Raw genomic sequence first — 26,823 nt, 5'->3', positions numbered from 1 at the left:
CCTATATGCGATTATAAGCATGACGATTCCGTTCTATTTTTTATACCGTACTATTTAGACAAATCTTTCACCCATATATTCATATCTTCCAGCTTATCGAAAATGTAGCAATTGTTCGCCAGTCTTCCTGTATACGTATAACCTAACTGATGAAAAGCCGCATTCATTCCGAAAGAAAGCGATCGAGCAATTGTATAGGAGCAGAAAATCGATTTTTCTTGCAGTTCTTCTTCTAACTTAATTAGTAAACTTTTCATAAACCCATGTTTACGATATTCGGGTAAAGTAGCACAATTCGTTAATTCTGCATTTCCTTCTTTTATATTCATTTCTGCAGAGGCTGTACTAATTATTTTCCCCTCAAATTCATACACATAGTATATTGTATCGTCTTCTTTCATCGTTTGTTTTACATAACTCGCTTCGTTTAAAGGCGTCGGATAAACTTCAAATACTTCTCCAAAGACAGCTGCTAATTCTTCCGCATCCTCTTCTGTCGCTTTTCTTAATAAAAATTTCTCTGGGACTATTTTTTCCTTTACTTCTTTTGCTTTAACACCGCTTAAAATGGTATCTTCCTCAGCCCAATGAATACTATTTCGCCTTTCATCATTAATAAATTTCACGAAGAAGTATACATCGTGACCTTGAAAATAATGCGGTATTGTTGCTTCCAATAAAAAACCGAAAGAGAGCCATGTAGAAACATGCTCTCCCTTTCCTTTAATAATACATTTAGTGAAAGAATGCTTCTCTGCTAATTCGTCAATTGTTTGGATAATCCTCTCAATATTTCCTGTATAGTGGTCTACTCGAATACGTTTATTAAAATAGTCTAAAACGCCTTCTACTGTATAGCCATTCGTCTGTTCTCTAAAAGATTCATAGTATTTCATTTTTTCACCTCACACCAATCTAGTAATGTACATGCAATAATTTTTGCGGCAGCTATCATTTTATCAACTTCTATATATTCGTTTGGATAATGTGCTACTTTCGTCTCTCCTGGACCAAATACTATCGTTGGTACGTTAGCGATTTGTGTAAATAAACCTCCATCAGTCCCCCACGGAGATGCTTCAATAATTGGTTTGTTCCCTTCGATTTCAACAAAGTTATGCTCTAGTGTCGTAATTAACTCATGATTTTCTTCTAGTTCACCAGGAACCCACCTCGCTCCAAACCACTCTACTTCTACAGGATTTTCAACAAACCAATTGTCCACATCATTTAATTCAGCGATCCAATTCTCAAACTCTTCTTTTGCTGCCTCTATAGTCTCATTCGGCGCAATACCACATCTTCCTTCTAAATTTAACGAATCAGGAACAGAACTTGGCCAGCTCCCACCTTCAATTTTCCCAATATTAATTGGAATTGGAATCGGGATTCCTTTAAATAACGGGTCTGTAATTCGGTCATTTCTCTTAACTTCCAATTTTCTCAAATGATCTACAACAAACATACTTTTTTCAATTGCACTTACTCCTTCATAACGCGTTCCACCGTGTGCTGCTTTGCCTTTCACATGTAGACGAAACCACATGGACCCTTGTTGTTTCGGGAAAAACTTCATATTTGTCGGTTCTGGAATAATAACACCATCTGCTTTATATCCTCGTAATATAGTCGCTAATGTTCCTGCCCCGCCGCTTTCTTCTTCAATTACACTTTGAAAATAAATATCTCCTTTTAATTCAATACCAGATTCAATAATGGCTTCCATCGCAAGCATCAGTGCGACATTGCCGCCTTTCATATCCGTTGTTCCACGACCATATATACGATTCCCTATTTGCTCACCACTATAAGGGTGATGGTCCCACTGATTCACATCTCCTTCTGGTACGACATCAATATGTCCATTTAATATCATAGATTTCCCGTCGCCACTTCCTTTTAAAGTTGCCACTATGTTCGGGCTATCCGAAAAACTTGTACGCGGTGATACAAAATAAGGATGATCTTTCATTTTAGAAAATGAAGGTTCCCAAATATCAAGATCTAAACCTAGCTCACGTAATTTTTCAATTACAATTGCCTGCGCACCACTTTCATCACCAGATACGCTTTTTTCTTGAATTAATCGTTTTAAAAATTTTACGCTTTCCTCTTCATGACTCTCGATATAATCACAAATTTTCTTTTTTAATTGCTCCATATATTACATCTCCCCTCATTCGATTACTAGTAAGTTAGAGCCAATTTTAAAATCAGCTTCTGTATGTTGTTTTATATCTTCCACTGTGTATGGACTCATTAATTCTTGTAAAACGAGTCCATCCTGCGTCACTTCCATAACTGCCATATCCGTAATAATTAAATCTACACATTTCTTTGAAGTTAATGGTAATGTACACTCCGAAACAATTTTTGCATTTCCGTATTTATCGACATGATTCATCACAACAACGACCCGCTTCGCTTTTTGTGCCAAATCCATCGCTCCCCCAATACCTGGAACGCGTTTTCCTGGTACAATCCAGTTCGCTAAATCACCATTCTCACTTACTTGTAATGAACCAAGAATCGTTATGTCTAATAAACCTTTTCGAATCATCCCAAACGCTGTGCAACTATCAAAATAACTCGCTCCTGTAATAAGAGAAGTCGGTAAACCTGCTGCATTACATAAATTTTCGTCTTCATTCCCTTTTCTTGGCGTAGGTCCCATACCTACAATTCCATTTTCCGCATGAAACATAACGTTTATATCGTCAGAAAGATGATTCGGTACAAGCGATGGTATACCAATACCTAAATTTACAATCATACCATTTTGTATTTCTTTTGCCGCGCGCCTAGCAATCTTATCTCTCACTTCTACGCCCATACCCATTTCCAATTCACTCCTTCCGACGGTACGATATAATTTACAAATACTCCTGGGACAACAATTTCTTCTGGATCTAAACTTCCAAGTGGAACGATTTCTTCTGCTTCTACAATTGTTATATCCCCTGCCATAGCAACGTGAGGATTCATATTTCGAGCACTTTTATCAAACACAAGATTACCAAACGGATCCGCTTTTTTTGCATATACAATTGCAACCTCAGCAGTTAATGCTGTTTCAACTAAATATGTCTTGCCATTCATTTCAACTGTACGTTTTCCCTCTTCTACAATCGTATCAACACCTACATCAACTAATACACCTCCAAGTCCTACACCACCAGCGCGAATACGCTCTGCTAATGTTCCTTGAGGAGAAAACTCGATTTGTAACCTTCCTTCGTTGAGCTGTCTTCCTGCATTTGGATTTGAACCAATATGTGAAGTAATTAATGATTTTACTCTTTCATTCGTAACAAGACGACCGATTCCTACATCAGGAAATCCCGTGTCATTTCCTATTAAATTTAAATTTGTAACTCCTTTTTCTAAAATCGCCTGTATTAAAGATGGGGGAGATCCGATCCCCCCAAATCCTCCAAACATTAATGTCATATCATCGTGGAACAAAGAAATTACTTCCTCTATCTCTTTTAATTTATCGAATGTATTCGTAATAGTTGTCATGCGATACTATGCCCTCCTTTTTGCATCATTTCTTCTACACTTTTTGCAAAAATCGAAAGTAATTCATCTAACTCGGAATATGTAGTTGTCATCGGCGGTGCTACAAGCAGTGCACTATCTTCTTTTCCTGCTTGCCCTGAAACAGCTTGGTATAAAAGAAGACCATTTTTAGCTGCAACCGAAATAAGTTCCGACGCTTTTGTAAACGGTTGCAATTCTACTCCAATCAGCAACCCTTTTCCGCGCACATCAGCAATGATTGTCGATTGTTGCTGAACTTTCTGTAGTCCTTTTATTAAATACTCTCCCTTTTCTGCTGTTTTTTCAGGTAGATTATGTTTCTCCATATATTCAATAACAGCTAGAGCTGTTGCTGCAGATAATGGATTTGCACTTAACGTATGCCCACTCATTACAGAACGCGATCCACGTAAAATTGGCTCCATAACACGGTCACTTACAATCGTCGCTGCCATCGGTGTATATCCAGCTCCTAAACCTTTACCAAGAGTCATAATATCCGGTTCTACCCCCCAATGCTCCATCGCAAACCATGCGCCAGTACGACCAAGCCCTGTCATTACTTCATCAGCAATAAATAAAATATCGTAATGACTACAAATATCTTTAATGACTTTATAATATTCTTTCGGCGGAACGACTGCGCCTCCAGCTGCTCCGATAATCGGTTCAGCGATAAAAGCTGCGATATGTTCTGCACCAATTCTTTCAATTGATCTTTCTAGTTCAGTCGCGCAAGCAAGCTGACAAGTTGGATATACCTTTTGCACTGGACATCTAAAACAATATGGAGCTGGAATAGTTGGATAATCTTCTAAAATTGACACGAAACGTTGTCTGCGCAGTGGATGCCCAGACATTGATAAGGCTCCCATCGTAATACCGTGATAACTCATCCATCGTGACAAAATTTTATGCTTCCCTTGAATACCTCGCTCTTGAAAATGCTGGATTGCAATTTTCATAGCTGTTTCATTTGCTTCCGTACCACTATTCACGAAAAAGCTCCAGTTCAAATCTCCTACACTTAAATCGCTTAATTTCTTCGCTAATTTTTCAGCTGGTTCACTCGTAAACTGTGATCTATAAACGAAAGCAATCTCCTCTGCTTGCTTTTTTATAACATCTGCAATCTCCTTTACGCCATGCCCAATACCTGCCGTAATTGCCCCTGACGAGCCATCAAAATATTTATTTCCGTTTTGATCATACAAATACACACCTTTTCCATGTGAAATCATTGGATACGGCTGACCAACAAGTGGTTTAATTAAGTAATCGCGCATAGCGCTCCCCCATTTCTCCAATTTGTATATATATATGAAGAAAATTGACGTTTCTTTCATAAAAAAGAACCCTCTGCGAAAGCAGTGATTTTATCAAAAAACTATTATAAAATATACAAATGAGTGCTAAATATTAATTCGAAAAACAGAAAATTCAGAACTTAAAAACGAAGACCAACCCTTATCTATACGCTCAAATAACCCTCCTTTATATAAAATAAACGCTTCACTACATACTTTCTCAACATAATATCAGCTGCCCTCAATTGCCGACATTGTGTAAACTTCGACGAAACTCCCTTTAAACTCCTTCCTATTCTCCTACTTTATATTGCATATTTTCAAACAAATATCGACAATTAATCCCACTAAATGCATAGCAATTATTTTTATAGAAACCAATATTTCACATACATTCTCCTCCGTTTTATACAATAAAAAAAGAACCGATTAACCACATTAATCAGTTCGGCACGACGCTCTTTTATCGGTTAATACTGCCACTTGCTAACGTAAATAGAAAAAATAATGTTACAAATTCAAAATTCATCCTACATCCTAAAGCACAAAATCGTCCATAACGCCATTCATAATTCCTTTTGGGATATCCCCATCCCAATATTTCATTCCTTTCCTTATATTTGAACTACCTTTCCTTTATAATTTATGTAGGACAATTATCACTTTGTATGTGTATTTGCCCATTATTAAAAAAATCCCTAGTTTCCTAAGGATTTTTGGACATGTTTTCGATATGTTACTTCATACGCTCTTAAGGTTTTTTATTTCGAAATATACATTGTAATCGGTACATCATCACCCAACATAGATGATATATTGCTGTTTACTCTAGAAAATTATAAGACACTTTCACCTAAAATACACTTATCCATAAGCAATACTCTTTATTAATTTTTAACTTTTCTCCTTCAAAAAACAATTTTCTCGCATAACTTCTTTCTTGTTAAGCATATAGTTTTAATGATGACAAAGGAGGAATGTTCATGTCTCAATCTGAAATTGAAAAATATGGACAAGAAGCTGCACGTTACGAACAGCTCGCTCGTTACTATCAATTTAATAATCCGAAAAAATATGTAGAACTATATATGAAATATTACGATGCGCTTACGAAACTTGTACAGGCGTATGAAAAAAGAGATTCACAAGAAGCTGCTTTACCGTCACACATACGTTTTTTTCACTCTGCTTCAAATACACCTGCGGTTGACATTTTAGTAAACGGGCAAAAGGTTATTAAAAATATTTCTTTCAAACAATTTAGTCCCTATTTAACATTAGTGCAAGGTAAATACCGTATAGATATTGTCCCAGTTGGAAATGAAACTCCCATCTTTTCAGCTTTAGTACCAATAATGGGGAATCACACTTATACTTTTGCTGCAATAAATAGTGACAATCATCTACAATTACAACCTATGCTTGATAATACACATTTACCAGCTGGTCAAGCAAAAATGCGTTTTGCACATTTTTCTCCAGATACCCCTGTTGTAAATGTAGATTTAAAAGGTGGAGATCATTTATTTGAAAATGTACTCTTTAAACAAATAACAGATTTTTTAGAAGTTAGTCCTGGTACAGCAGATATTGAAGTTTCACTCGCCGATAATCCCAGCGTCTTACTAACTATACCGAATTTCAAAGTCGAACCGAACATCATATATACAATTTCACTTTTAGGTTATTCAGCGAAAGATCCTAAATTAGAAGCCGTTATACTTACAAATTAAAACAGTCTACACCATTCATTTGGTGTAGACTGTTTATTTTTGAAATACAATTTGAAATTCTGTCCATTCGTTATCTGAACGGCACATGATGGACCCATTATGTTTTTCTACAATTTGTTTACATACAAATAATCCAATACCAGTTCCTAACTTTTTAGTAGTTACAAATGGTTCAAAAATCGTTTCTACACTTTCAGCTGGAATCATTGGCCCATTATTTTTTATCACAATTCGAATCGATTGATCTTCTTCAAATACATCAATGATAATTTTCCGTTCTTCTTTCATTGATTCTAGAGCGTCAATTGAGTTCATTAATATATTTAAAAATACTTGTCTCACTTCACTCCGATAGCCAACAAGTGGAATTTGATACGGTAAATTCTTTTCAATCGAAACATTTGCATTGACCAAACTCGGATATAAGAACTGTATAATATCTTGAAACAAATCGTTAAGCCAAAATCGTTCTGATTCATTCCACATTTCTTTTTTCGATACGAGTAAAAATTGCGAAATACGAAAATTTAACTGGTCTAATTCATGCGAAATAATATCTAAATACGATAAACTTGGATGATCTGCTTTTAATAATTTAACAAATCCCATAATTGAAGTGAGTGGGTTACGGAATTCATGTACAAAACTTGCTGACATTTGCCCTAAAATCGTCAGCCTTTCTTTATGTGTTTCGTTAATATATTGCTGTTTTTCCTCTAAATTTTTTGATATAATTTCCGAGTATTTTAAAACAGTATAATAAATTAATTTATCAAAACAAGTATGTATTTGGGCCATAATCGGCTTCAATTCACGTGCGCTAACATCTAATTCACACATCGCTTCGAAAAGTTCATTTCTTCCCACATTTGCATTATAAACAAAATCTCCAATATTCGCATCTGCCCCTGCACGTTCAATAGCAATTTTCTCGCATAATGGCTGAAGATAATCTATATCTTTTTCTTCCATAGTAAGTTCGATAATTAACTCTAATAAATCCTCTCCATTTTGAACTGCTTCTAGTTTATATGGATCTTTATCGGAAATTATCATTTTGTTTTTCCAGTTCTCAACGAATTGGTGCCTGTTGTTTTTCAAGTGCGAACAAAATACTTCTTTAATATCCTTATCGATTGGAAAAACCCCCATTCCCTCCATTTCCATGCGACGAATACCCTTTATATTTTGAATATTAACACAAAAAATGCGATTCGTTAATAGATTATTGTCACATTTTGTTAATATGTGTTGATAAAATTTTTAATGTCTTTATTAAAAGTTTAAATTGATACATTCCATTTTCCTTCCTTTCATTCAAATTTTTTTACATTCGATGCGACTTTTTTTGCATCCTGCTTCATTCTTTCGTACAATAGAAAATGAAAGGTGTGAAAAATATGGTAAATAAAAATGTGGAAGATTATCTCCAAGAAGGCATTTACGGCCAAAAGCAGAACAAACCAGAAGAACGTAATATGTATTTAACTACATTACGTGAGCGTGTAGAAATCGCTTTAACTATCGGTCAAGTAATGCAAAGTAATGTATATTCTGAAGTAGCTAGTAGCATGCGCTCTTCTCAATCATTACAAATATTCCTAAATGGTGGCATTGCTTACCCACATTTATCAAAATACATTAAATTAGCAAATGAAAAAAATGTTCCTTTTACAATTGTTCAAAATAAAGGCATAGAAACACCAATCGGTTTAGTATTATCTCATAGCACCGCTATTGACAAAGAACAAATTTATGTAGAAGATGCTATTTTCAAACAAGAAATGAAATAAAAGGTACACTTGATTAAATGAAATCGTTCTGAAAAACGTAAAACAAACAATAAAAAACGAGTATGGAATCGTAAACATTTCCTTCTCGTTTTTTATTGTTTTGTTTAAGCTTAATCTACTTTATTTTTTAATACACACTAATTTCATTTCTGTCATTTCTTCTATTGCATATTTAATTCCTTCACGCCCCGTACCGCTTTCTTTCACACCACCGTAAGGCATATGATCTACCCTAAACGTTGGAATATCATTTATCATGACACCACCAACTTCAAGCTCATCAATTGCACGCATTGCTTTAAACAAATTATTTGTAAACACACCTGCTTGTAGGCCGTAACGTGAATGATTTACTTGCTCTATCGCTTCATCAAATTCTTTAAATGTATTTACTGTCATGAGTGGACCAAATACTTCTTGGCACTGAACAGATACATACTCTGGAACATTTGTTAATACAGTTGGTTCAAAAATCCTTGCATCACGTTTCTTACCACCGTATAAAACAGCTGCCCCTTCCTTAATAGCTTCTTGCACCCACATTTCTATTCGCTCTACATCTTTTTTCGAAATTAAAGCCGATACATCCGTTTCTTCCAGCAATGGATCCCCAACAACAACTGTTTCCATCGCTTTCTTTAGCTTTGAAAGAAATTCATCCATTCTCTTTTCATGTACAAAAACACGTTGTACCGAAATACAAACTTGTCCATTGTTTACAAATGCTCCCCATTTTACACGTTCAATTAATTCATCTGCTAATTCTACATCTTCATCAATAATTACAGCAGCATTTGATCCTAGTTCCAATGTAACTCGCTTTAACCCAGCCTTTGCCTTAATTCCAATTCCAACTTTCGGACTTCCCGTAAAAGTAATGGAAGCAACATCATCATTTGTAACTATCGCCTCACCTACAGTTGAACCGGGACCATAAATAATATTTAAAGCTCCTTTTGGCAATCCTGCCTCTTCAAATAATTCAACTAATGCGTAAGACGATAATGGCGTTTGATCAGCTGGTTTTAACACAACTGTGTTTCCGGCAGCAATTGCAGGGCCGACTTTATGCGCCACTAAATTTAATGGGAAATTAAATGGGGTAATAGCTCCTATAACCCCAATCGGTTTACGTATTGTGTATGCAATACGCCCATCTGCACCAGGTGCTGCATCAAGTGGCAGTGTCTCACCGTATATACGCTTCGCTTCTTCCGCTGCAAATTTGTATGTCTGAACGGTACGATCTACTTCTCCCCTCGCAGCACGAATTGGTTTTGCAGCCTCTTTTGCAATAATCTCTGCAAATTCTTCTCTTCTTTCATCCATTTTTTGTGCAACCTTCTCTAAAATAGTCGCACGATCATATGCAGATAATGTATTCATTTTTTTCATTGCATTTTTTGCAGCAGTAACAGCCTCTTGTACATCTTCTTCCGTTCCTTGTGCAATTTCCGCTAACGTTTCTTCAGAATATGGTGCGTATAATGGTTTATAAGTGTTTACAGGCTTCCAATCTCCATTTATATATAAATGCTTTTTCATAATTCTTCCCCTTCCAAATATATGTTTACAACAATATTTCACCTAGTGAAAGGTCTGACTTATGTCATTGTATCATAGCACTTATTCTGCCAAAAACATTATGCTCAAAAAAACCCTGCCATATAGCAGAGTCTACGAACTAATTTGTTCTTGAAATGGAATTTGTTTTTCATCTTCTAAAATAACAATTGATTCTACAGTTTTTGTAACTTCTAATCTCTTTATATAGTGTCCATCTAATTCTTTTACACAAAACTTATAATTTTCAATTTCAATGAAATCCTCTTCAGCAATTTCTATATTCTTCGTTAAAATCCAACCACCAATTGTATCAACACCATTATCATCAATCGTTAAACCTAATAACGTATTCACTTCACTAACAAGCACTTTTCCCTCTAGTATTGTTTTCGTTTCACTAACTTTTTGAATTTCTGGCTGTTCATCCGTATCAAACTCATCTTGAATATCTCCCACTATTTCTTCTAAAATGTCTTCAACTGTAACAAGTCCAGACGTACCACCATATTCATCTATCAATATAGCAATATGTGTTCTTTCTTTTTGCATTTTTAAAAATAAGTCGTGTATTGGGATAGAGTCGATAACTAAAATGATTGGCCTAATATATTGCTCTACTTTCTTATTACTTACTGCATTATGCTGCACAAAATCTGTGAAAATATCTTTAAAGTTTACAAAGCCTATTACGTGATCTTTGTCCCCATCTACAACTGGATATCTCGTATATTTTTCCCGAGACATTTTTTGCAAAGCTTCTTCAGCAGGCATTTCTTTACTTATAATATGCATCTCAGTTCGGGGTACCATTATTTCTTTCGCTATACGATCATCAAATTCAAAAATTTTATTTACATATTTATATTCAGACTGATTAATCTCTCCATTTTTGTAACTTTCTGAAACTAATAACCGTAATTCTTCTTCTGAATGAACCTCATCGTGCCCTTTCGGTGGTTTCAGCCCTAACAACTTCGTAATAATGCGGGCTGATCCATTTAATAGCCAAATAAATGGAAACGCCATACGATAAAAGAAAATTAACGGTTTAGCAACAAACAAACTCACTTGTTCAGCTTTTTGAATCGCGAATGTTTTTGGGGCCAATTCCCCTATTACAACATGTAAAAATGTAATAAACAAAAACACTAAAATTACAGCAAACATGTCTGCTAGTTGAGTAGAAATGTTCAAATTTGCAAAAAGCGTGTCAAACATTTGCTTTAACGCCGGTTTACCAAACCACCCAATCCCCAGAGCTGTAACTGTTATTCCTAGCTGACAAGCAGATAAATATTCGTCTAAGTTTGTAATGACTGTTTTGACAGATGTTGCGCGATTATTTCCTTCTGCAATTAAATAGTCAATTCGTGAACTTCGCACTTTAACAATTGCAAATTCTGCTGCAACGAAAAATGCCGTTAAGGCAATTAAAACAATCACTATACTTATACTATATATGTCCAAATACTTCTCCTTACTTACATTGTAAGCAAGGAAGCCACCTCCTACTTAATTTTATTCAAGTGAAGTAAGCATTCTAATACTCTAACAAAATTCTACATTAGCAACCACCTTTTTATATATTATATGCATACATAAAAAAGATATTTATCATTATGATAATCTAATTCATTTCCCTTAGTCAAATAGTTCTAAATCTTAAGATAAAACATTTTATATAAACGATATATTCTTCACAGCTTCATTTCGTGAAAAAACACTTTCTTTGCCGATTCCACACTTCTTTTGTCACACTAGAAGGGAACTTCCTTCATAGATCGAAATCATTCAACAGGATATATATAGGAGGGATTATTTTGGAATATAAAACACCATTTATCGCAAAAAAATTAGGTGTTAGCCCAAAGGCTGTTGTCCGGATTGCACAACAATTAAATCTTACGATAGAAAAAAATAAATATGGTCACTTTATTTTCACACAAGAAGATTTAGATCAAATGTTAGAATTCCATCTTTTACAAATAGAGCAGTCTCAAAACTCTCACCCTACTCAAAAAACATCATCAAATGATGTTGAAGAATTAAAAACTCAAGTAAATACAATTGTTCAAAACAAATCATCACATGAATTTGAGCAATTAGCAGCTCAATTAAACACTATTACGAGAAGGCTAGATCGAATGGAAGAACAAATGCAAGATAAGGCAAATGATGTTGTTACGTACCAACTTTTACAACATCGCCGTGAAATGGAGGAAATGTTAGAGCGGATTCAAAAGCTAGAAGCTTCCCTCAAGAAAGAAGAACCAATATATATTACTCCCGATTCAAAACCAACATATGAACGAGAAAAGAAGCCGAAGCGCCGCAAAATGATTTTTAGTATATTTGGATTATAATTTTTAGACCCTTATTAAAATAATAAGGGTCTTTTTTCATGAAGAAAGACTTCATATTAAAATAGCATTCTCTTTATTATATATATTCATTTCGCTTTATTTTGTTAACATAATATTTTTACTGTATTCTGCGATTAATGCCTGTGCATGAGCATTCCCTTGAATCACATCTCGAAATTCTTTTAAAGAATACAAATGCGTAGCCCCTTTTCGGGCATGAATTCGCACTGGTACACCTTGTAAAGTATCATGAAACTGAAATGGCTTATCTACCGGTTCAATTGGGAAACCGAGTGTTAATAAATACATATACATTCTTTTTGTCACTGCTGCAATATACCATTCTGCTTTCGTTTCTAATGCATGCATAAATAAAATAGCTGTTAGTCTTTTGAAGTGTCCTCTCCCACGAGACGTTTTCGCAATACTTAACTTGCCTATTTCATACACATTTTTCAAATCTTTCACTAAATCATTTTTAGAAAACGGATAGAAAAACTCAGAATTCGATTGCTCTGGTTCCGTATACTTAATACATTCTACTGTACCAATATGATGTTCATCTTCTATTAATAAAAATCGTGATGGATTTAAATTACGTTCTACGAACATTAAGTTTCTTTCTTCACAAAAATCTCCCCATAGTTGCTCGAACCAAAAATGTTCTTCTTTTGTTTGAACACGCTGGAACATATTTACCCGCCTTTCCCATCGCCGCTCTGTTTTTGATAACGCTTTCACTATCTATCATATAAGAACAAATCTTCGTATGCAACTAAAAATATTTATGACTTATTATATTCTGCAAAATGAATTAAATTCCATCTTAATTGTCTTTTATCCCTCATGTACCGTTCTTCTAACAATATATTTATATTACTTTCAAATTCAAATCGTATAAAGCTGTCTTCCATACAGCATATATTTCTTCTTAATCTAAAAAAATCCTTTATAAAAAAGGATTTTTTTACTTCTTCATGCTTTTTAACCACTTCTCAAAAATTTGTACCATTCCATGTTTTCCGGCTAATTTCTCTTCCCCTTGTTTCGTTTTATATGGATATAATTGCAAGAACACACCACATCCAGACTCAATTTTTTTACTATGCATATGACTTCCTGGATATACACAAATAACTTCATAAATGGCCCTTCGATAATAGACTCTCTTTCCATCCTGTTCTTCTACATATTTTATAGACCAGTACTTATACATTTGCTCAGTTGCCTTCGTATTTCCAACGTGCTGAAAAATATTGTACATGGGGCTATACTTCACTTCGATAATAATAGAAGATTGATATACGTATTTCCCTTCTTCCTTTACATAACAGTCTAAGCGAATGTCTGGCTTCTTCGTATCTTCTCCATTATAAAAATTACTCCCTTTACTTAATGCAATAAGAGGATGAGTTTCAATTAAATCATTAAATGCGACTTGTACTCTAATATCATCTCGTTGTAAAACTACTGTCGTTCCATCCTGTAATCCATCTACATAAAAATGTTCTTGAATTTGTTCACGAATGGAATTTCTAGCCTCAAAACCAATTTGCTCTAACATGGAAATAACGATAAAAAAAGCGTAATATTCATACACTAAAAATGTTGGTTTATAAACAAATAATAAAGATGGAGATTGTTCTGTATATTGTGGAAGTAAATCTAAATGCTGTAGTAGTTGTTGATGTGGTATCGGTAAATTATGTGAGTGCATGTTACCAGTTTCGGAAACTTCTCTCCAAAATGGAGAATGCATTAAAGTTTGAAAGTATTGTACACTTTCATGTACAAAATGCGCTAATATTTTATATTCTTGTATCTTCATAGAGCTTTTTCGCAAATCCGCCTCTTTTAGTAAATGTATATTTTTATATTTTTGTTTCTCTCTATCGGTCACTGATCCATTACGCTCAATTGTTTGTATAATCGTTTTTACAGCTTGAAATTCTTCTGATTTCTTCCTTTTTGCTCTTTCTAATATTTCAATTGTTTGGCGCAAAAAACTTTCCGCTTCAAGTAAATAGAGATCAAACTGCATCGCTTTAAATTTAAGAAATGCATTTTCCTTACTATTTTTTTGTTCTATCAACTTACGATTATAATATTTTGCATACGGTTTTCTTTCCGCCACTATGGCTCCTTTTCTCGTCGCTTTCCGCTCCTTTTCTTCCCATTTATATTCATGTATAAATTTTGAACTCGATTCTATTTTCTTGAAAATTTGCTTTATCTTTTTCATTTTTTGCGGCAACTTTCTAAGTAACACTAAATAAGAAGAATCTTCAATATCACTAAGTGCAGAGAAAGTCTTTTTATAATAACCTCTATCTAAAATCAACTCATTCAAAATTGACTTTACATAGTTTTGAATCATTTCAAATTGATCATCAAAAAAATTTTTGGGAACGATTTGAAATGCGCCATAATACGTTCTATCTTCTATATTCACTTCAAAATGATATAATCCACAACGCCATGGATAAAAGAATTCCGTTTTTCCATGTTCATATATTAATACCTTTTGTTTTTTTTCATTTATTTCATATTTTGACTCTTTTATATTTTTCTGTCCCTCATATACTTTATTCCATATAAAAGTAATATTCATTGGACTTTCATAATGGTAATGCAATCTAATTGGTTTTAATTCTTGTACTTTATAAATACATTGAACTAATGCTGTAGTAGATGTACAAAGACGATTTAATAAAATATATTCCCCTTTTGCCTCAGTTCCAATGATTAACTTTAATACAAAAGGGAGCGTTTCTTTCGTATCAACGATTTCTGTTTCATATCGCCCTTCATTTTGCATAGCCATACAGCTCCAGTTCTCTACGCTTTTCTCTTATATATGCTAAAGAGTGTTCAAATGTAGATACTCTGTTTGCAAGTGGCGATTGCAAAAGAGGTAGTAATGTTGCCCCCCTTTTTACATCTTCAGAAAGTAAAGACCCAACCATCATTTCAGTCCCTCTTATTTTCGTCAATACACGTTGCTTGATTTGTAAATCAAATCCCTCTTCTCTACTGATCATATAGGAATGATTATTTTGGAACGGTATATTTTGCAAGTAAGTAGCGATTGCGTTTGCACATCGAAATGAAATTCCCTTTGACATATCATGTGATGACAATACAACATGTAACTTATCTAATAGTTCTAACTCTTCTTCAGAAAACACCTCAATCATCGCTTTATTCCTGACCCAGCTTATACGAAATTCTCCTGCAGTTACTTTCAGAGGTGGTTGTAATACAATTTTCTCTTGTTCCATACACATCTCACAAAACGGAATCTTTTGTAACGTTATTAAATTCGTCCGATCTAATAATCGATCTGAGAGTTCTTTCGTTGTTTCATCAAAATTTACTGTACCTACAAATATAATATTTTCACCAATTTCAATTGTTGATGGAATTGGATTTTCTTTTTCTTGTACACCTTCATACAAATTTAGAATACGGTTTTGCTTTTCAAGTTGAAGAACAGATAGAAATGGAGTAAACCAATGCTCAATATGCGACATATTCATTTCATCAAAAACGATTATATATAGTTGATTTTGATTTTCTTTTGCCTTCATTAACGCCCTAACTAATTTTGTTTCACTTTCAATAAAAGTACCATTTGGGTGAAGGTAACCAAGTAAATCATGTGGTTCTTGATACGATGGTGAAATCGGAATCCAAACCAATTCTTCCCCATACTGTAATCCAAGTGCTTCTGCATAAGCTTGCACAAATCGGGATTTCCCAGCGCCTGGTATACCACCTAGAATCGTCAACATATTTGTTTTCGCACTTATATGGAAATTATAAATGTCCGTTTCATCCAAATATAGCCCTTTATTACGTACAAAACTTTTTACATACTGTAAAAAGACGGATTCACGCTCATCCCATTCCCATTCATCCTTGTGCACTTTTATTTCCTCTACTTCTACATGCTTACCTTCTTCAGTCATTCGTTTTTTTAATTGCTCATACATGTGATTGCTTACAAAATACAATTGATCTTCTACCGCTATTTCCACATACTTCATCCAGTCATTTAAGTCTATATACTTACATTCCCGCTGCTGTTCAAAATAGGCGATTGAACTAATTGATGATGACTTTAAAGATATATTTCCATATAACCTTCCATCGTGCCACAATAATTCGGGAGGCTCAAAGTCTTTCGGATATTTTGGCATTAGAAATGACAAATAGCCATTTCCAAGTTTTCTTTCTAAAGACTCTCCTTTTTTGTATTCGGAAACTTTAGGTACTGGAATCATTTTATAGCCATTGGCCATTTCTCGTGGTTCTTCCGCACAAATTAACTCCACGTATATATGTCCTCTTTCATAATAGAGACGAAACATAACCAATTGCTTTTCTAATTTTCTTTTCTTTAATTCCGAAAAGACTTTTTCATTCTTTTTATTGCTACATAAACCTTCAAATACGTATGGTTCATTTTTTAATTGCTCTTGTAACGTGAATGGTATTGGCGATAGGCATTGCACAAAAAAATTCTCTCCATTCTTCTCTCTCTCTGCTTTTGTAAACTTTCCGATAAACCTCATATAGTACATTCTTTTTATAAAACTTGGCTGAAGAGCTTTATGTAATTTCACCTTCGTCACCTTCATTTCTTTCATACTATTCTTAGTGTATGAAAGAAATGAAAAACTAGAAACAAAAAACCTGACGTTATCCGCCAGGTTCAAAATAAAAACGTATATTAATGAGATGGAAATGCTTTTTTCTCTTGTAAAATGGCATTATGAGCAATTTTCATTTTAGCAAGTACATATCGTAATCGATCTTCAGCGTTTTCATCTGTATTTTGCTGTAATTCCGCCAAATTCTCTACAGCACTCGCTAAATTTTCAATCACTCCTCGTAGTTCAGGATGATGATTAAAAAAGGATTCTTGCACTAATACTTTCCTTACTTCACTCGCTAAATCAACAATTCTGGTTAACTGTTTTTTTTCTTCCATTTTCATCCCTCCTGAATATCTTATGTATTAAATATTCTCTAGACAAAGAAAAAAGCCCTTTATTTAAAAGGACTTTTACATTTTTATATTTCCAGTTAATAGCATATAAAGTGATGTGATAGCTGCGATAACAATTGCCCACATTACATATCTCTCAATACCTTTAAAACAACGATTTCCTTTTTCTTTTCTTGCATACATGTAAACAATAATCCCGATTCCATACACGATTGAAACAAGTAATAAATTTTTCAAACCTGCTGCATATAGAAGCCATACAGAATAAATAGAAGCAATTAAAGCTAACGAGCCGTTTTTTACTTTTGCATCTTTTAGTTCGTTTGTAATAACTAATTTGAATTGGAATAACGCTGATAATAAATATGGTACTAAAATTGATGTTGAAGCTATGAAATACATAATTTGATATGTTGATTCTGAAAACAGAACGATTATAAATATAATTTGGGCAACGCAATTTGAAATCCATAATGCCATATGTGGCGTTTGTTTTTTATTTGTTTTCGTAAAGACTTTCGGAAACACGCCATCTTTTCCTGCTACGTGGGAAATTTCAGAAACAAGTAAAAACCAGCCTATTAATGTACCTACAAGTGAAGCAACTAACCCAATGTTAATCGCAACTGCGCCCCATGTCCCAACAACATGTTCTAATACATGTCCCATTGATGGGGTTTCTAACACGGAAAGCTCTCCTCTTGTCATCGCTCCCATAGACAAGACAGAAATTAAAATATAAATAGACATTACTAAAATAAGTCCAAGTACTGTCGCTTTACCAACATCTCGGCTATTTTTCGCTCTACCAGATAATACAACCGCTCCTTCAACCCCAATGAAAACCCAAAGAGTTACAAGCATTGTATTTTTCACTTGACCAAGTATAGAGGAAACTGATATAGTTCCTTCTCCCCAAAAATCATGTGTAAACGTATCCCAGCGAAATGCTGTTACCATTACAACAATAAATAATACGATTGGAACTAATTTCCCTATCGTTGCAATAACATTCATAATAGATGCTTCACGAATTCCAAATAAAATTAGAAAATGAAGTGTCCATAATAAAAGTGACGCTCCAACAATAGACGCAACATTATTTCCACCTTTAAAAATGGGGAAGAAATAACCTAATGTACTAAACAGTAACATGATTGTTGCAACGTTTCCTAAAATTCCTGCTAGCCAATATCCCCAAGCACTGTTAAATCCGATATATTCTCCGAAACCAGCACGTGCATAACTATAAATTCCGCCCTCAAGCTCCGGTTTTTGTCTTGCTAACGTTTGATATACGAGCGCGAGTGGAATCATTCCCATCGCTGTAATACACCAACCAATTATTATAGAGCCGCTATTCGCTCCTACTGCTAAATCATGCGGTAAACTAAAAACACCGCCACCAACCATCGTTCCGACTACTAATGCAATTAATGGAAAAAAACCTAACTTCTTTTCTATTTGTACCACCCCATCTGTCATTCTAGGTGTTATGTTCGTTCAACTATTAAAGTCACCTTTTTCTCTAATAGACGTTTCTCTTATATTTTTTCAGGAAAACATTACTTATTCTAAAAGAAAATGAAGAAAAATGGAATACTTTTTTGAAAAAATGTATAAGTATGCACAAAAAAACCGTTCATTTTGTAATGAACGGTCATTTCATACATATAAATTTGTATATTTCTTGTAAAATTAACGAAGTAAATTCTCTTTTTGTAAAAATTGTTTCGCAACTTCTTCACTACTTTTTCCATTCACATTTACTTCATAATTCATTTTTCGCATTTCTTCATCTGTAATCTTCCCAGATAATGTATTTAATACTTTTTCAAGTTCAGGATATTTCTGTAACGTCTCTTTTCTTAATAATGGTGCACCTTGGTACGGTGGGAATAACCCTTTATCATCTTGTAGCACTTTCAGTCCATACTGCTCAAGTTCACTATCAGTTGAATATGCATCGATTACGTTAACATCCCCTGATTGAATTGCACTATAACGTAGTTTCGGTTCCATCGTTTTCACATTTAAAAACTTATAGTTATATAATTTTTGCATTCCTTTATAACCGTCTTCACGATCAGCAAATTCTAATGTGAATCCTACTTTAGCATCCTGTGCCATTTTTCCTAAATCAGAAATTGTATTTATATTATTTTGATCTGCTATTTTTTTCGGCATAGCTAGTGCATATGTATTGTTATACTCCATCGGCTTCAACATAACCATATTATATTTCTTTTCCATTCCAATGCGAGCCTGCTCATATACTTCATCCCGATTTGTACTTTTTGGCTCTTCTTTCACGAAAGTAGATAAAGCTGTTCCTGAAAATTCAGGGTATATATCTACTTCTCCTGATTTCAATGCTTCAAATACAAATGCTGTTTTTCCAAGACCTGGTTTTAATTCTACGTGTAAATCGGTATCTTGTTCGATAAGTTGCTTATACATTTGAATTAAAATTTCAGGTTCTGATCCAAGTTTGCCGGCAATAACAATATCTTTCTTTTGTGTGTTCCAAAGAAAGGGAGAAGCAATCATTATACAAGTAATACATATCGTCAATATAATACGCTTAGAGGAGCGTTTTGGACTCTCAAGCACTCTAAGTACTACATCAAAAAATAAAGCGAGTAACGCGGCTGGTACGGCCCCTAAAATGATAAGCGCATGATCATTTCGATCGATACCAAGTAATATGAGTTTTCCGAGCCCACCAGCACCTATAAGAGCTGCTAATGTAGCTGTTCCAACAATTAATACCATCGCCGTACGAATACCGGCCATAATAATTGGTAAAGCAAGAGGAAGTTCTACCTTCCACAGTCTTCTCCAGCTATTCATCCCCATAGCTCTCGCTGCCTCGATTAAAGATTCATCTAACTCCCTTATTCCTGTATATGTGTTTCGTAAAATAGGTAATAGTGCATACACAACTAATGCAATAATGGCAGGAAGTTTTCCAATTCCTACTAACGGAATTAAAAGTCCGAGTAATGCCAGTGATGGGACAGTCTGCATAACTGCAGAAGTTCCTATTATAAATTCAGCCATTCGTTGTTTTCTCGTTAATAAAATGCCAAGTGGCACCGCAATAATTACTGCAAAAAATAGTGAAATAAGCGATATTTGTAAATGCTCACTTAATGCAGTTAGTAATTCTATTTTTCGCTCTTGGAACGTTTGTATAAAATCAGTCACTGTTTAGCCTCTTTCCTTCATTTGTTCAACAATGTAATTAACAATATGACGACTTGTTAAAGCTCCAACATATTGACCATTTTCTTCAACTGGAACGACTTCGTCAGCTCGTACACGAATTAATGCTTCTTGTAAAGAAGAATGCAATGATAGTGCATCCCCTTCTATCCGCATACTTTTATCAAGTGGTAATACATCTTCTATACTTTTCCCCTCATACCAAGGTCGTCCACGATTTCCAATGAACTCCTCTACAAACTCATTTTTCGGATTATGTATAATACCTTCTGGTGTATCTAATTGAACAACTTTTCCTTCTTTCATAATACAAATACGATCTCCAAGCGATAACGCTTCTTGCATATCATGTGTTACGAACACAATTGTTTTTTGAATCTTTTTTTGCAATTGTACGATATCCTTCTGAAGCTGTTCCCTACTTAATGGATCTAACGCACTAAACGGTTCATCCATAAGAACGATTTTCGGGTTTGCGGCTAATGCCCTTACGACACCAACGCGCTGCTTTTGCCCTCCTGACAATTCATCAGGCATACGATCGCGATATACGTCTGGATCTAGCCCGACCATCTGTAGCAACTCATCGACACGAGCTTTTATTTTTTCTTTGCTCCATTTTCTCATTTCAGGAACAACTGCAATGTTTTCTGCAATTGTCATATGCGGAAACAAAGCAATTTGCTGCAATACGTATCCTATATTCCAACGCAATTCATTAATATTATATTGTTGAATATCTTTTCCATCGATTAAAATAGATCCTTTAGTCGTTTCAATTAAACGGTTAATCATTTTCATTGTCGTTGTTTTCCCGCAACCACTCGGACCAATGAGAACAAAAAATTCTCCCTTATTAATTTCTAAATGCAATGAATCCACTGCTTTCGTGCCATCTTCATACGCTTTTGACACATGATTAAATTGAATCACAAATACAGCTCCTTTAATGTTGTTTCCTTTATTTTGATGGAATACGGCATTCATTTCAAATGATACGCTTTATAATTAAAAAAGAGCCCACATTTGAGCTCTAACGGTCGAACAATATTGTTTTCATTATTGCAGCATATTCACGTACATACATTTTTTTCTTAGAGCGCATTGGTGTTTCAGCAGCTAGTGCCTCCATCTTCATGCCTAAACGCTTTGCGATTATTTTCGTTCTATATAAATGATACGTATTACTTACAACTACCGCATGTTTCACATCATATAAATCCATACTAAACTTTACATTCTCATACGTATTTGTAGATTGATCTTCTATTAAAATACGATTCTCATCTATACCATGTACCATTAAATAGTTTCTCATACTATGAGCTTCCGGTATATCTTCATCTTCCCCTTGACCACCTGAAACAATTACTTTCGCTTCAGGATGGGAATATAAATATTCCAACGCTACATCCAAACGGTTTTGAAGAGATAAAGACGGTCTATCTCCAAATAACTTTGCGCCTAATATAAGAACGTATGGAGAGTGATTACTCAATTTTTCACGAGCAACTTTCTTCATTCGAAACGTCATATAAAGAATGTATAGTGGCGGTAGTAATAAGATTATAAGCAATATCCATTTGTTCATAAATAAGTTTGCACTCCCTTTCTTTTTATTATATAGAAAAAGATAGGGAGGCAGAAGTATTTTTTATCCCGCTATTTGCTGGGCAGTAAGACCCCCAACTCAAAATTCAGCGAAAGCAAAGAAGTTAGGTGGGATTCGGGCTGCCCGTAAAAGCCCGATTGGTGAGGGGTGAACAGAACCCCCACGGTATAAAGTTTCACTTTATACGATTGATTTATTTGAAACGTTCGTCCCTACTTTACGTTGTGAAAGTACATAATAAATTGCGATTCCTAATGAAAAAATCAATATGCAGCTTAATACGTAAAAAGGGAGCATTACCCCAGTTTTAGATACACCAGCTGTAAACAGCATTAATAATACAATTCGTATTCCTGTACCAATTAATCGAAATAAGCTGTCTACACGTCCCATTACTTCGTTTGGAATTTCCTCCATCATCAATACATTTCTTGCCACTCTTGTACCTGCATTGCCAATTGCATGAAAAATTGCAAGTCCATATAACAACATTACGGAAGGTTCAATAATCATTGCGGTAATTGAAATTACATAAATGAGCATCGTCATGACGATTGAAACTTCTATCTTTATATATTTCATCATAATTGGAATACCTATTCCCGCAAGAACCGCTCCGACGCCGTACATCATACCTTCTATTGCGTATACTGAGGCACTGGCTTTTAATAGATCTGAAATATATACCGGGATTAAATAATTTGCCATCATGACACCGATAAACGGCATATAAGTCGCCAGTAAAAACCAAAAGAACTTCGGACGCTTTTGCATAAAGTGAATCCCTTCGAACAATTGCTTCTTAAATGTTACTTTCCTTTTTACTTCCTTTTTCTTTACGTACGGTATACATAAGAAAAGGAAAAATGCTCCTGCAAAAGTTAACATATCTACTAACAAAATCCATTTTAAAGAAATGATTTCAATAAGGAAGCTAGCAGCCGCTCCTGAAATAACTTGAGTTAACTGTCCTTGTATTTCCATTGTTCCACTTAAATTTTTATAATGTTCTGCTTGAAATATCTCTTGGTTAAACGCAAATATTGTAGGATAAAATAATAAATAGTAAAATGACCCTGCTATATATATAAGAATATAGTGAATAGAATGATAAGGTTGCCCAGTAAATCCCCATATAGCCATCATCCCTATAATGACTATCCCAATACCTTCATTACATAATAATAAAGATTTTCTTGAAAAACGATCAATACTCTGCCCGATAAACGGTGTTAATAAAAACATAATAAGAGTTGCGATGATGGAGACATAACCAAACGTTGTCTCTCCTCCATTCTCTTTAATTAACAACCACGGAATCGTTATCATAACAATACCGGAGCCAATAGCTGATAGACTATTGGCCCCTAGAATGAAATACAAGCGTGAATCTTTATACAGAGATGACATATCACTCAACTCCTAGTTGTTTTTTCACCTCTTTATATACGCTCATATATGCTTTTAATTCTTTAACTAAATCATGAATTAATGGTTTTGCATCTTCTCCAAGTTCACCGTCTTGTACATGAAGTCCATCAAGCACAACTTGTTTTGGGATTGCATTTGCGTACACCCCTCTAGCAACAATACGCATATTGTTTAATGCGTTAATGCCACCTTTACCGCCTCCAGCAACTGCAAGTAATGCGACAGGTTTATGAACAAATTCACTACTGCTTAAGTAATCTAACGAATTTTTCAACGCCCCACTCATTGCATTATGATATTCAGGTGTACATAGTACTACACCGTCTGCAGTTTTCACTAATGCCTTTAATTTTTTTACCGCTTCTAATTCACGTTGTGATTCTTCCCCGTTATATAAAGGCAGTTCCTCTACTGATAAATCGTATAACTCCCCTTCAAATTGATCAGCAATATATTTCGCCACCACACGAGTTCTACCGAATTTTCTTGGAGTACCGTTAATAACGACTAGTTTCATAATTATTTCTCTCCTTTGTTTTTCAGTTATACTTATATATTATCAGAAATTTCTATACAAAACACAATATAAAGAGGGAACTAGCTTGATAAAATAGTATGATAGACGAAAAAAAGAACTCATACGAAAGTATGAGTTCTTCACAATTACTTTTCCTCCTCTTTATGACACAGTATGCCAATGTTTCCTTTCGCTTCAAAATGGTTATACGCTTTTTCTGCTAATTTAATACGCTCTTCTGGTAAAGCTACATATTTCATAATATTTTCTATTATTTTTTCGTATGGAGTAAACACAATTCCTGGCCACTCTATCTCGTCCTCTGGATTACTATTTTCCGAAATAATAAATTTCTTATTTGCCACCGCATAAGAAACTCGAGGTGTTTCAAGAATTCCTGATAAGTAAAAATGAATATTTAATATAATTTTAGACCTAGCGATCAACTCATTTCTAACAATTCCCCACGCATTATTTTTAAAAACAATATTTAAATTGGGGGCAACTGCTTTTAATTGATCTAAAATAGCTTGCCGCCTCGGATTAAGAGCACCTATAAACAGTATATCGATGTCTTCAGTTACCTCATCTTCAAATGCATCTTTTTTTATTTCCAAAGTTGGGGCATAGTTCATTCCTATATGTCTTATTTCTTTTCCTACACCTTTTTGTTTTAACCATGCTATATTTTGTTTACTATAATCCCAAATTTCCTTATCTTTTAATAACATTAAATAAAGGGGGTGCGCATAAGGGCTTCCTTCATATAGCTGTTCTAAATTATAAATAATTGCATTTTTCGGAAGTAGATTCGGGTTATGTGCATATGTATGCGCTCCAAAAACAATTGTATTTTTCACATTTTCTAGTATTGTTTCTGAAATAATTGCTGTATTTCCCTCCTGCTCCAATCGCCATTTCAAAGCTCGCGCGACATCTATGAAACTACCATACGTCTTTGGGCATATAAAAAGACAATAATCATATTCTTTATTCAAATAAGCTTCCATTAGCCTTAAATTATTTTTATACAAATCCACATCCGGATATTTAAGTAAAAGCTCATTTGCATGTTTTTTTGCTACTTTATATAATCCAGCATAATAAGCAGCAATGCACCTTCTTAATTCAATCCTTTGCCGATGCTCATCTGCTACGTCCATGTCTAAAAGCAGATTTGCAATACAATACGCTTTTAAATGATCACGATCATAATAATAATCTAGTAGTGGCATCAATTCTTCATACGTATTTCCATGCACAGATTCTCCTAGTTCTAGCGCCCATCGTATTAATTCCATTATTACTCCACTACTCCTTTAACCGAAATTGTATTTAATAAAATTTCGCATTACTTTCTACCATATTTGCTATATGCAACGGTAACTCTTCTTTTTTCGATTCCAAAAATTTTTGTGACACTGCACCTAAATGTTTTTTATGCGGTATATAAAAAGCACTTATAGAAATCTCATAGTCAAATAAGTAATCATACACATGGTAATCTACAAATAGAAGATCATTATTCGGAAAAGGAACTTCCTTCCCTTGCAAGGCATACATCAAAGCAATATTATTTTGAGATTTTAATCGATACATTCTTGCAAGTTGGTATAATGGTTCAGCTCTAGTTGGTCGGTATTCCCACGCTTTTTGAAAATAAAGAATTGCTAATGCTGTATATTGTTCTTCTTGCTTCTTCATAGTTTCTTTTTCTTCCGCTTCTGTTACTTCATGTTGCTGATTTGCCGAACGGTTTGCTAATTGTTCATAACAAAATCCTATTCGCAATAACGAATAGAAAACTTCTTCAACCCATCCCCCTGCTTCCACTCTTTTTTTGTACCATTTAATCGAATCTTCAAATTGACTTAAATGAAAATAAGTTTGGGCTAAATAAAATAAATATCTTATATGCAAATCAGGCGTTGTTTCTGGATCATTAATCCCTTCTAACAATAATCTCTCATCTCTCTCAAATTTATCAGCTTTACTACCACCATCACCAGGGTCGTTAACGACAAGCGTCTCTAACCTTGCTACTCTCGTATTGTAATTCGCACCAACTTTGGAACGATCTATATCCCAATACTCATGAGTAACACCGACAGATTTCCATGGTAAAGAAGCTTTCAAAAGGCGTGTAAGCCAATACTTAATATGAATATCATATTGCAATGTAAGATAATGGTCTTCCGTTAAACTAGTCTTATCAAACTCAGGATTAACTTCTAATATCATATCTGCATCTAATATTAATAAATAATCTGCTTCTGGATATGTTTTTTGTGCCAATGAAACAGCTAAACTTCTGTTATAACCAAAGTTTTTAAATGGTTCATGATGAACTGTTCCTGGGATTTCATTTTCTTTACACCAATTTTCAATAATTTCGGGTGTATGATCAGTTGATCCCGTATCACAAATAGAAACAAAGTCTACAATTGATTTTGTAGCATTTAAACATCTTTCCATAATTCTAGACTCGTTTTTAACAATCATACAAAGACATAACTTTTTTTCTTTCCCTGCATTCTTCACTTGCTCATTTCCCATTTAACCACCTCATATTTTATTAACACGCTCTTTTCATATGTAACACCACTTCATAGCTACATTGATGACATAATCATCCTTTTACTATTTATGAAAATTTCATTTTATTTATTCTTATTTTTATGTTGGGACATCTTTCATGCTTCACTATATATTTGAT

Annotated in this window: 23 protein-coding genes; 3 read left to right on the top strand and 20 right to left on the bottom strand. The window is 34.3% G+C overall.

From position 1 onward, the window contains the following. Positions 1-50: 50 nt before the first annotated feature. Genes ablB through NHG49_RS11850 form a run of 5 tightly spaced genes read right to left on the bottom strand, consistent with a single transcriptional unit; the run spans position 51 to position 4,829 of the window. Complete coding sequence (gene ablB / locus NHG49_RS11870) at positions 51-896, bottom strand: putative beta-lysine N-acetyltransferase (protein ID WP_088046809.1); 846 nt, start codon at positions 894-896, stop codon at positions 51-53. Further along, positions 893-2,161, bottom strand: a complete 1,269-nt coding sequence (locus NHG49_RS11865) for a peptidase (protein WP_064477330.1) — start codon at positions 2,159-2,161, stop codon at positions 893-895. The genes ablB and NHG49_RS11865 overlap by 4 nt, the downstream gene beginning before the upstream one ends. A 15-nt stretch (positions 2,162-2,176) precedes the next feature. Continuing rightward, complete coding sequence (locus tag NHG49_RS11860) at positions 2,177-2,839, bottom strand: CoA transferase subunit B (RefSeq protein ID WP_064477331.1); 663 nt, start codon at positions 2,837-2,839, stop codon at positions 2,177-2,179. Continuing rightward, positions 2,824-3,522, bottom strand: a complete 699-nt coding sequence (gene atoD / locus NHG49_RS11855) for an acetate CoA-transferase subunit alpha (RefSeq protein ID WP_000208097.1) — start codon at positions 3,520-3,522, stop codon at positions 2,824-2,826. The genes NHG49_RS11860 and atoD overlap by 16 nt, the downstream gene beginning before the upstream one ends. Further along, positions 3,519-4,829 carry an aspartate aminotransferase family protein gene (locus NHG49_RS11850; RefSeq protein ID WP_001205889.1) on the bottom strand — a complete coding sequence of 437 codons (1,311 nt, stop codon included), beginning with the start codon at positions 4,827-4,829 and terminating at the stop codon, positions 3,519-3,521. Before NHG49_RS11850 ends, atoD begins: the two co-directional genes overlap by 4 nt. 1,004 nt (positions 4,830-5,833) lie before the next feature. On the opposite strand from NHG49_RS11850, the gene NHG49_RS11845 reads away from it, so the two are divergent. Next, a complete protein-coding gene (locus tag NHG49_RS11845) occupies positions 5,834-6,583 on the top strand; it encodes a DUF4397 domain-containing protein (protein WP_064477332.1) in 750 nt (249 codons plus the stop codon). Between the two features lie 33 nt (positions 6,584-6,616). On the opposite strand, the gene NHG49_RS11840 is transcribed toward NHG49_RS11845, so the two are convergent. After that, the gene (locus tag NHG49_RS11840) at positions 6,617-7,750 is read right to left on the bottom strand and encodes a BA2291 family sporulation histidine kinase (protein WP_081257457.1); all 1,134 of its coding nucleotides are present in this window, start codon (positions 7,748-7,750) and stop codon (positions 6,617-6,619) included. Positions 7,751-7,983: 233 nt separating this feature from the next. Here NHG49_RS11840 and NHG49_RS11835 point away from each other — a divergent pair, with 233 nt between their 5' ends. Next, positions 7,984-8,376, top strand: coding sequence for a YueI family protein (locus tag NHG49_RS11835; RefSeq protein ID WP_064477333.1), 393 nt, complete (start codon positions 7,984-7,986; stop codon positions 8,374-8,376). Positions 8,377-8,496: 120 nt separating this feature from the next. Here NHG49_RS11835 and NHG49_RS11830 read toward each other — a convergent pair whose 3' ends face one another. Next, entirely contained in the window at positions 8,497-9,921 is a 1,425-nt protein-coding gene (locus NHG49_RS11830) for an aldehyde dehydrogenase family protein (protein ID WP_258126043.1), read from the bottom strand. A gap of 132 nt (positions 9,922-10,053) precedes the next feature. Beyond that, on the bottom strand, positions 10,054-11,409 hold the full coding sequence (locus tag NHG49_RS11825; RefSeq protein ID WP_064477335.1) for a hemolysin family protein: 1,356 nt from the start codon (positions 11,407-11,409) through the stop codon (positions 10,054-10,056). A gap of 353 nt (positions 11,410-11,762) precedes the next feature. On the opposite strand from NHG49_RS11825, the gene racA reads away from it, so the two are divergent. Beyond that, complete coding sequence (racA, locus tag NHG49_RS11820; protein ID WP_064477336.1) at positions 11,763-12,305, top strand: chromosome-anchoring protein RacA; 543 nt, start codon at positions 11,763-11,765, stop codon at positions 12,303-12,305. 96 nt (positions 12,306-12,401) lie between these two features. On the opposite strand, the gene NHG49_RS11815 is transcribed toward racA, so the two are convergent. The 12 genes from NHG49_RS11815 to NHG49_RS11760 form a co-directional block, all read right to left on the bottom strand. Further along, a complete protein-coding gene (locus NHG49_RS11815) occupies positions 12,402-12,998 on the bottom strand; it encodes a hypothetical protein (protein ID WP_000487799.1) in 597 nt (198 codons plus the stop codon). 274 nt (positions 12,999-13,272) lie between these two features. Then, positions 13,273-15,123: a hypothetical protein gene (locus tag NHG49_RS11810; RefSeq protein WP_258126040.1), complete on the bottom strand. Its 1,851-nt coding sequence runs from the start codon at positions 15,121-15,123 to the stop codon at positions 13,273-13,275. Then, positions 15,113-16,933, bottom strand: coding sequence for an AAA family ATPase (locus tag NHG49_RS11805; protein ID WP_064477338.1), 1,821 nt, complete (start codon positions 16,931-16,933; stop codon positions 15,113-15,115). Before NHG49_RS11805 ends, NHG49_RS11810 begins: the two co-directional genes overlap by 11 nt. 107 nt (positions 16,934-17,040) lie before the next feature. Continuing rightward, positions 17,041-17,301, bottom strand: coding sequence for a hypothetical protein (locus NHG49_RS11800; protein WP_064477339.1), 261 nt, complete (start codon positions 17,299-17,301; stop codon positions 17,041-17,043). A gap of 75 nt (positions 17,302-17,376) precedes the next feature. Continuing rightward, the gene (locus NHG49_RS11795; RefSeq protein WP_000129472.1) at positions 17,377-18,804 is read right to left on the bottom strand and encodes a basic amino acid/polyamine antiporter; all 1,428 of its coding nucleotides are present in this window, start codon (positions 18,802-18,804) and stop codon (positions 17,377-17,379) included. 213 nt (positions 18,805-19,017) lie between these two features. After that, positions 19,018-20,529 (bottom strand): ABC transporter permease/substrate-binding protein, encoded by a 1,512-nt coding sequence (locus tag NHG49_RS11790; RefSeq protein WP_048563114.1) that lies wholly within the window; start codon positions 20,527-20,529, stop codon positions 19,018-19,020. Between the two features lie 3 nt (positions 20,530-20,532). Beyond that, complete coding sequence (locus NHG49_RS11785) at positions 20,533-21,480, bottom strand: ABC transporter ATP-binding protein (protein WP_258126037.1); 948 nt, start codon at positions 21,478-21,480, stop codon at positions 20,533-20,535. A 100-nt stretch (positions 21,481-21,580) separates the two neighbouring features. Continuing rightward, a complete protein-coding gene (locus NHG49_RS11780; protein WP_064477341.1) occupies positions 21,581-22,138 on the bottom strand; it encodes a YdcF family protein in 558 nt (185 codons plus the stop codon). Between the two features lie 201 nt (positions 22,139-22,339). Then, a complete protein-coding gene (locus NHG49_RS11775; protein WP_088046803.1) occupies positions 22,340-23,569 on the bottom strand; it encodes an MFS transporter in 1,230 nt (409 codons plus the stop codon). Position 23,570: 1 nt separating this feature from the next. Then, positions 23,571-24,107 carry an NADPH-dependent FMN reductase gene (locus tag NHG49_RS11770; RefSeq protein WP_046955699.1) on the bottom strand — a complete coding sequence of 179 codons (537 nt, stop codon included), beginning with the start codon at positions 24,105-24,107 and terminating at the stop codon, positions 23,571-23,573. Positions 24,108-24,253: 146 nt separating this feature from the next. After that, positions 24,254-25,408, bottom strand: a complete 1,155-nt coding sequence (locus tag NHG49_RS11765; protein WP_064477343.1) for a CgeB family protein — start codon at positions 25,406-25,408, stop codon at positions 24,254-24,256. A gap of 34 nt (positions 25,409-25,442) precedes the next feature. After that, complete coding sequence (locus tag NHG49_RS11760; RefSeq protein ID WP_064477344.1) at positions 25,443-26,663, bottom strand: tetratricopeptide repeat-containing glycosyltransferase; 1,221 nt, start codon at positions 26,661-26,663, stop codon at positions 25,443-25,445. Positions 26,664-26,823 lie beyond the last annotated feature (160 nt).

The sequence above is a fragment of the Bacillus sp. IBL03825 genome (genome assembly GCF_024712505.1).
Lineage (GTDB): Bacteria > Bacillota > Bacilli > Bacillales > Bacillaceae_G > Bacillus_A > Bacillus_A wiedmannii.
This window is presented reverse-complemented; position numbering and strand designations above follow the sequence as displayed.

Bases quoted from the DNA above. Each gene is read 5' to 3' on its own strand.
- NHG49_RS11830 (WP_258126043.1), bottom strand. From the start codon at position 9,921: ATGAAAAAGCATTTATATATAAATGGAGATTGGAAGCCTGTAAACACT.
- NHG49_RS11760 (WP_064477344.1), bottom strand. From the start codon at position 26,663: ATGGGAAATGAGCAAGTGAAGAATGCAGGGAAAGAAAAAAAGTTATGT.
- NHG49_RS11850 (WP_001205889.1), bottom strand. From the start codon at position 4,829: ATGCGCGATTACTTAATTAAACCACTTGTTGGTCAGCCGTATCCAATG.
- ablB (WP_088046809.1), bottom strand. From the start codon at position 896: ATGAAATACTATGAATCTTTTAGAGAACAGACGAATGGCTATACAGTA.
- NHG49_RS11810 (WP_258126040.1), bottom strand. From the start codon at position 15,123: ATGCAAAATGAAGGGCGATATGAAACAGAAATCGTTGATACGAAAGAA.
- NHG49_RS11815 (WP_000487799.1), bottom strand. From the start codon at position 12,998: ATGTTCCAGCGTGTTCAAACAAAAGAAGAACATTTTTGGTTCGAGCAA.
- NHG49_RS11845 (WP_064477332.1), top strand. From the start codon at position 5,834: ATGTCTCAATCTGAAATTGAAAAATATGGACAAGAAGCTGCACGTTAC.
- NHG49_RS11770 (WP_046955699.1), bottom strand. From the start codon at position 24,107: ATGAAACTAGTCGTTATTAACGGTACTCCAAGAAAATTCGGTAGAACT.
- NHG49_RS11800 (WP_064477339.1), bottom strand. From the start codon at position 17,301: ATGGAAGAAAAAAAACAGTTAACCAGAATTGTTGATTTAGCGAGTGAA.
- NHG49_RS11780 (WP_064477341.1), bottom strand. From the start codon at position 22,138: ATGAACAAATGGATATTGCTTATAATCTTATTACTACCGCCACTATAC.
- NHG49_RS11835 (WP_064477333.1), top strand. From the start codon at position 7,984: ATGGTAAATAAAAATGTGGAAGATTATCTCCAAGAAGGCATTTACGGC.
- atoD (WP_000208097.1), bottom strand. From the start codon at position 3,522: ATGACAACTATTACGAATACATTCGATAAATTAAAAGAGATAGAGGAA.
- NHG49_RS11840 (WP_081257457.1), bottom strand. From the start codon at position 7,750: ATGGAAATGGAGGGAATGGGGGTTTTTCCAATCGATAAGGATATTAAA.
- NHG49_RS11865 (WP_064477330.1), bottom strand. From the start codon at position 2,161: ATGGAGCAATTAAAAAAGAAAATTTGTGATTATATCGAGAGTCATGAA.
- NHG49_RS11795 (WP_000129472.1), bottom strand. From the start codon at position 18,804: ATGACAGATGGGGTGGTACAAATAGAAAAGAAGTTAGGTTTTTTTCCA.
- NHG49_RS11775 (WP_088046803.1), bottom strand. From the start codon at position 23,569: ATGTCATCTCTGTATAAAGATTCACGCTTGTATTTCATTCTAGGGGCC.
- NHG49_RS11860 (WP_064477331.1), bottom strand. From the start codon at position 2,839: ATGGGTATGGGCGTAGAAGTGAGAGATAAGATTGCTAGGCGCGCGGCA.
- NHG49_RS11765 (WP_064477343.1), bottom strand. From the start codon at position 25,408: ATGGAATTAATACGATGGGCGCTAGAACTAGGAGAATCTGTGCATGGA.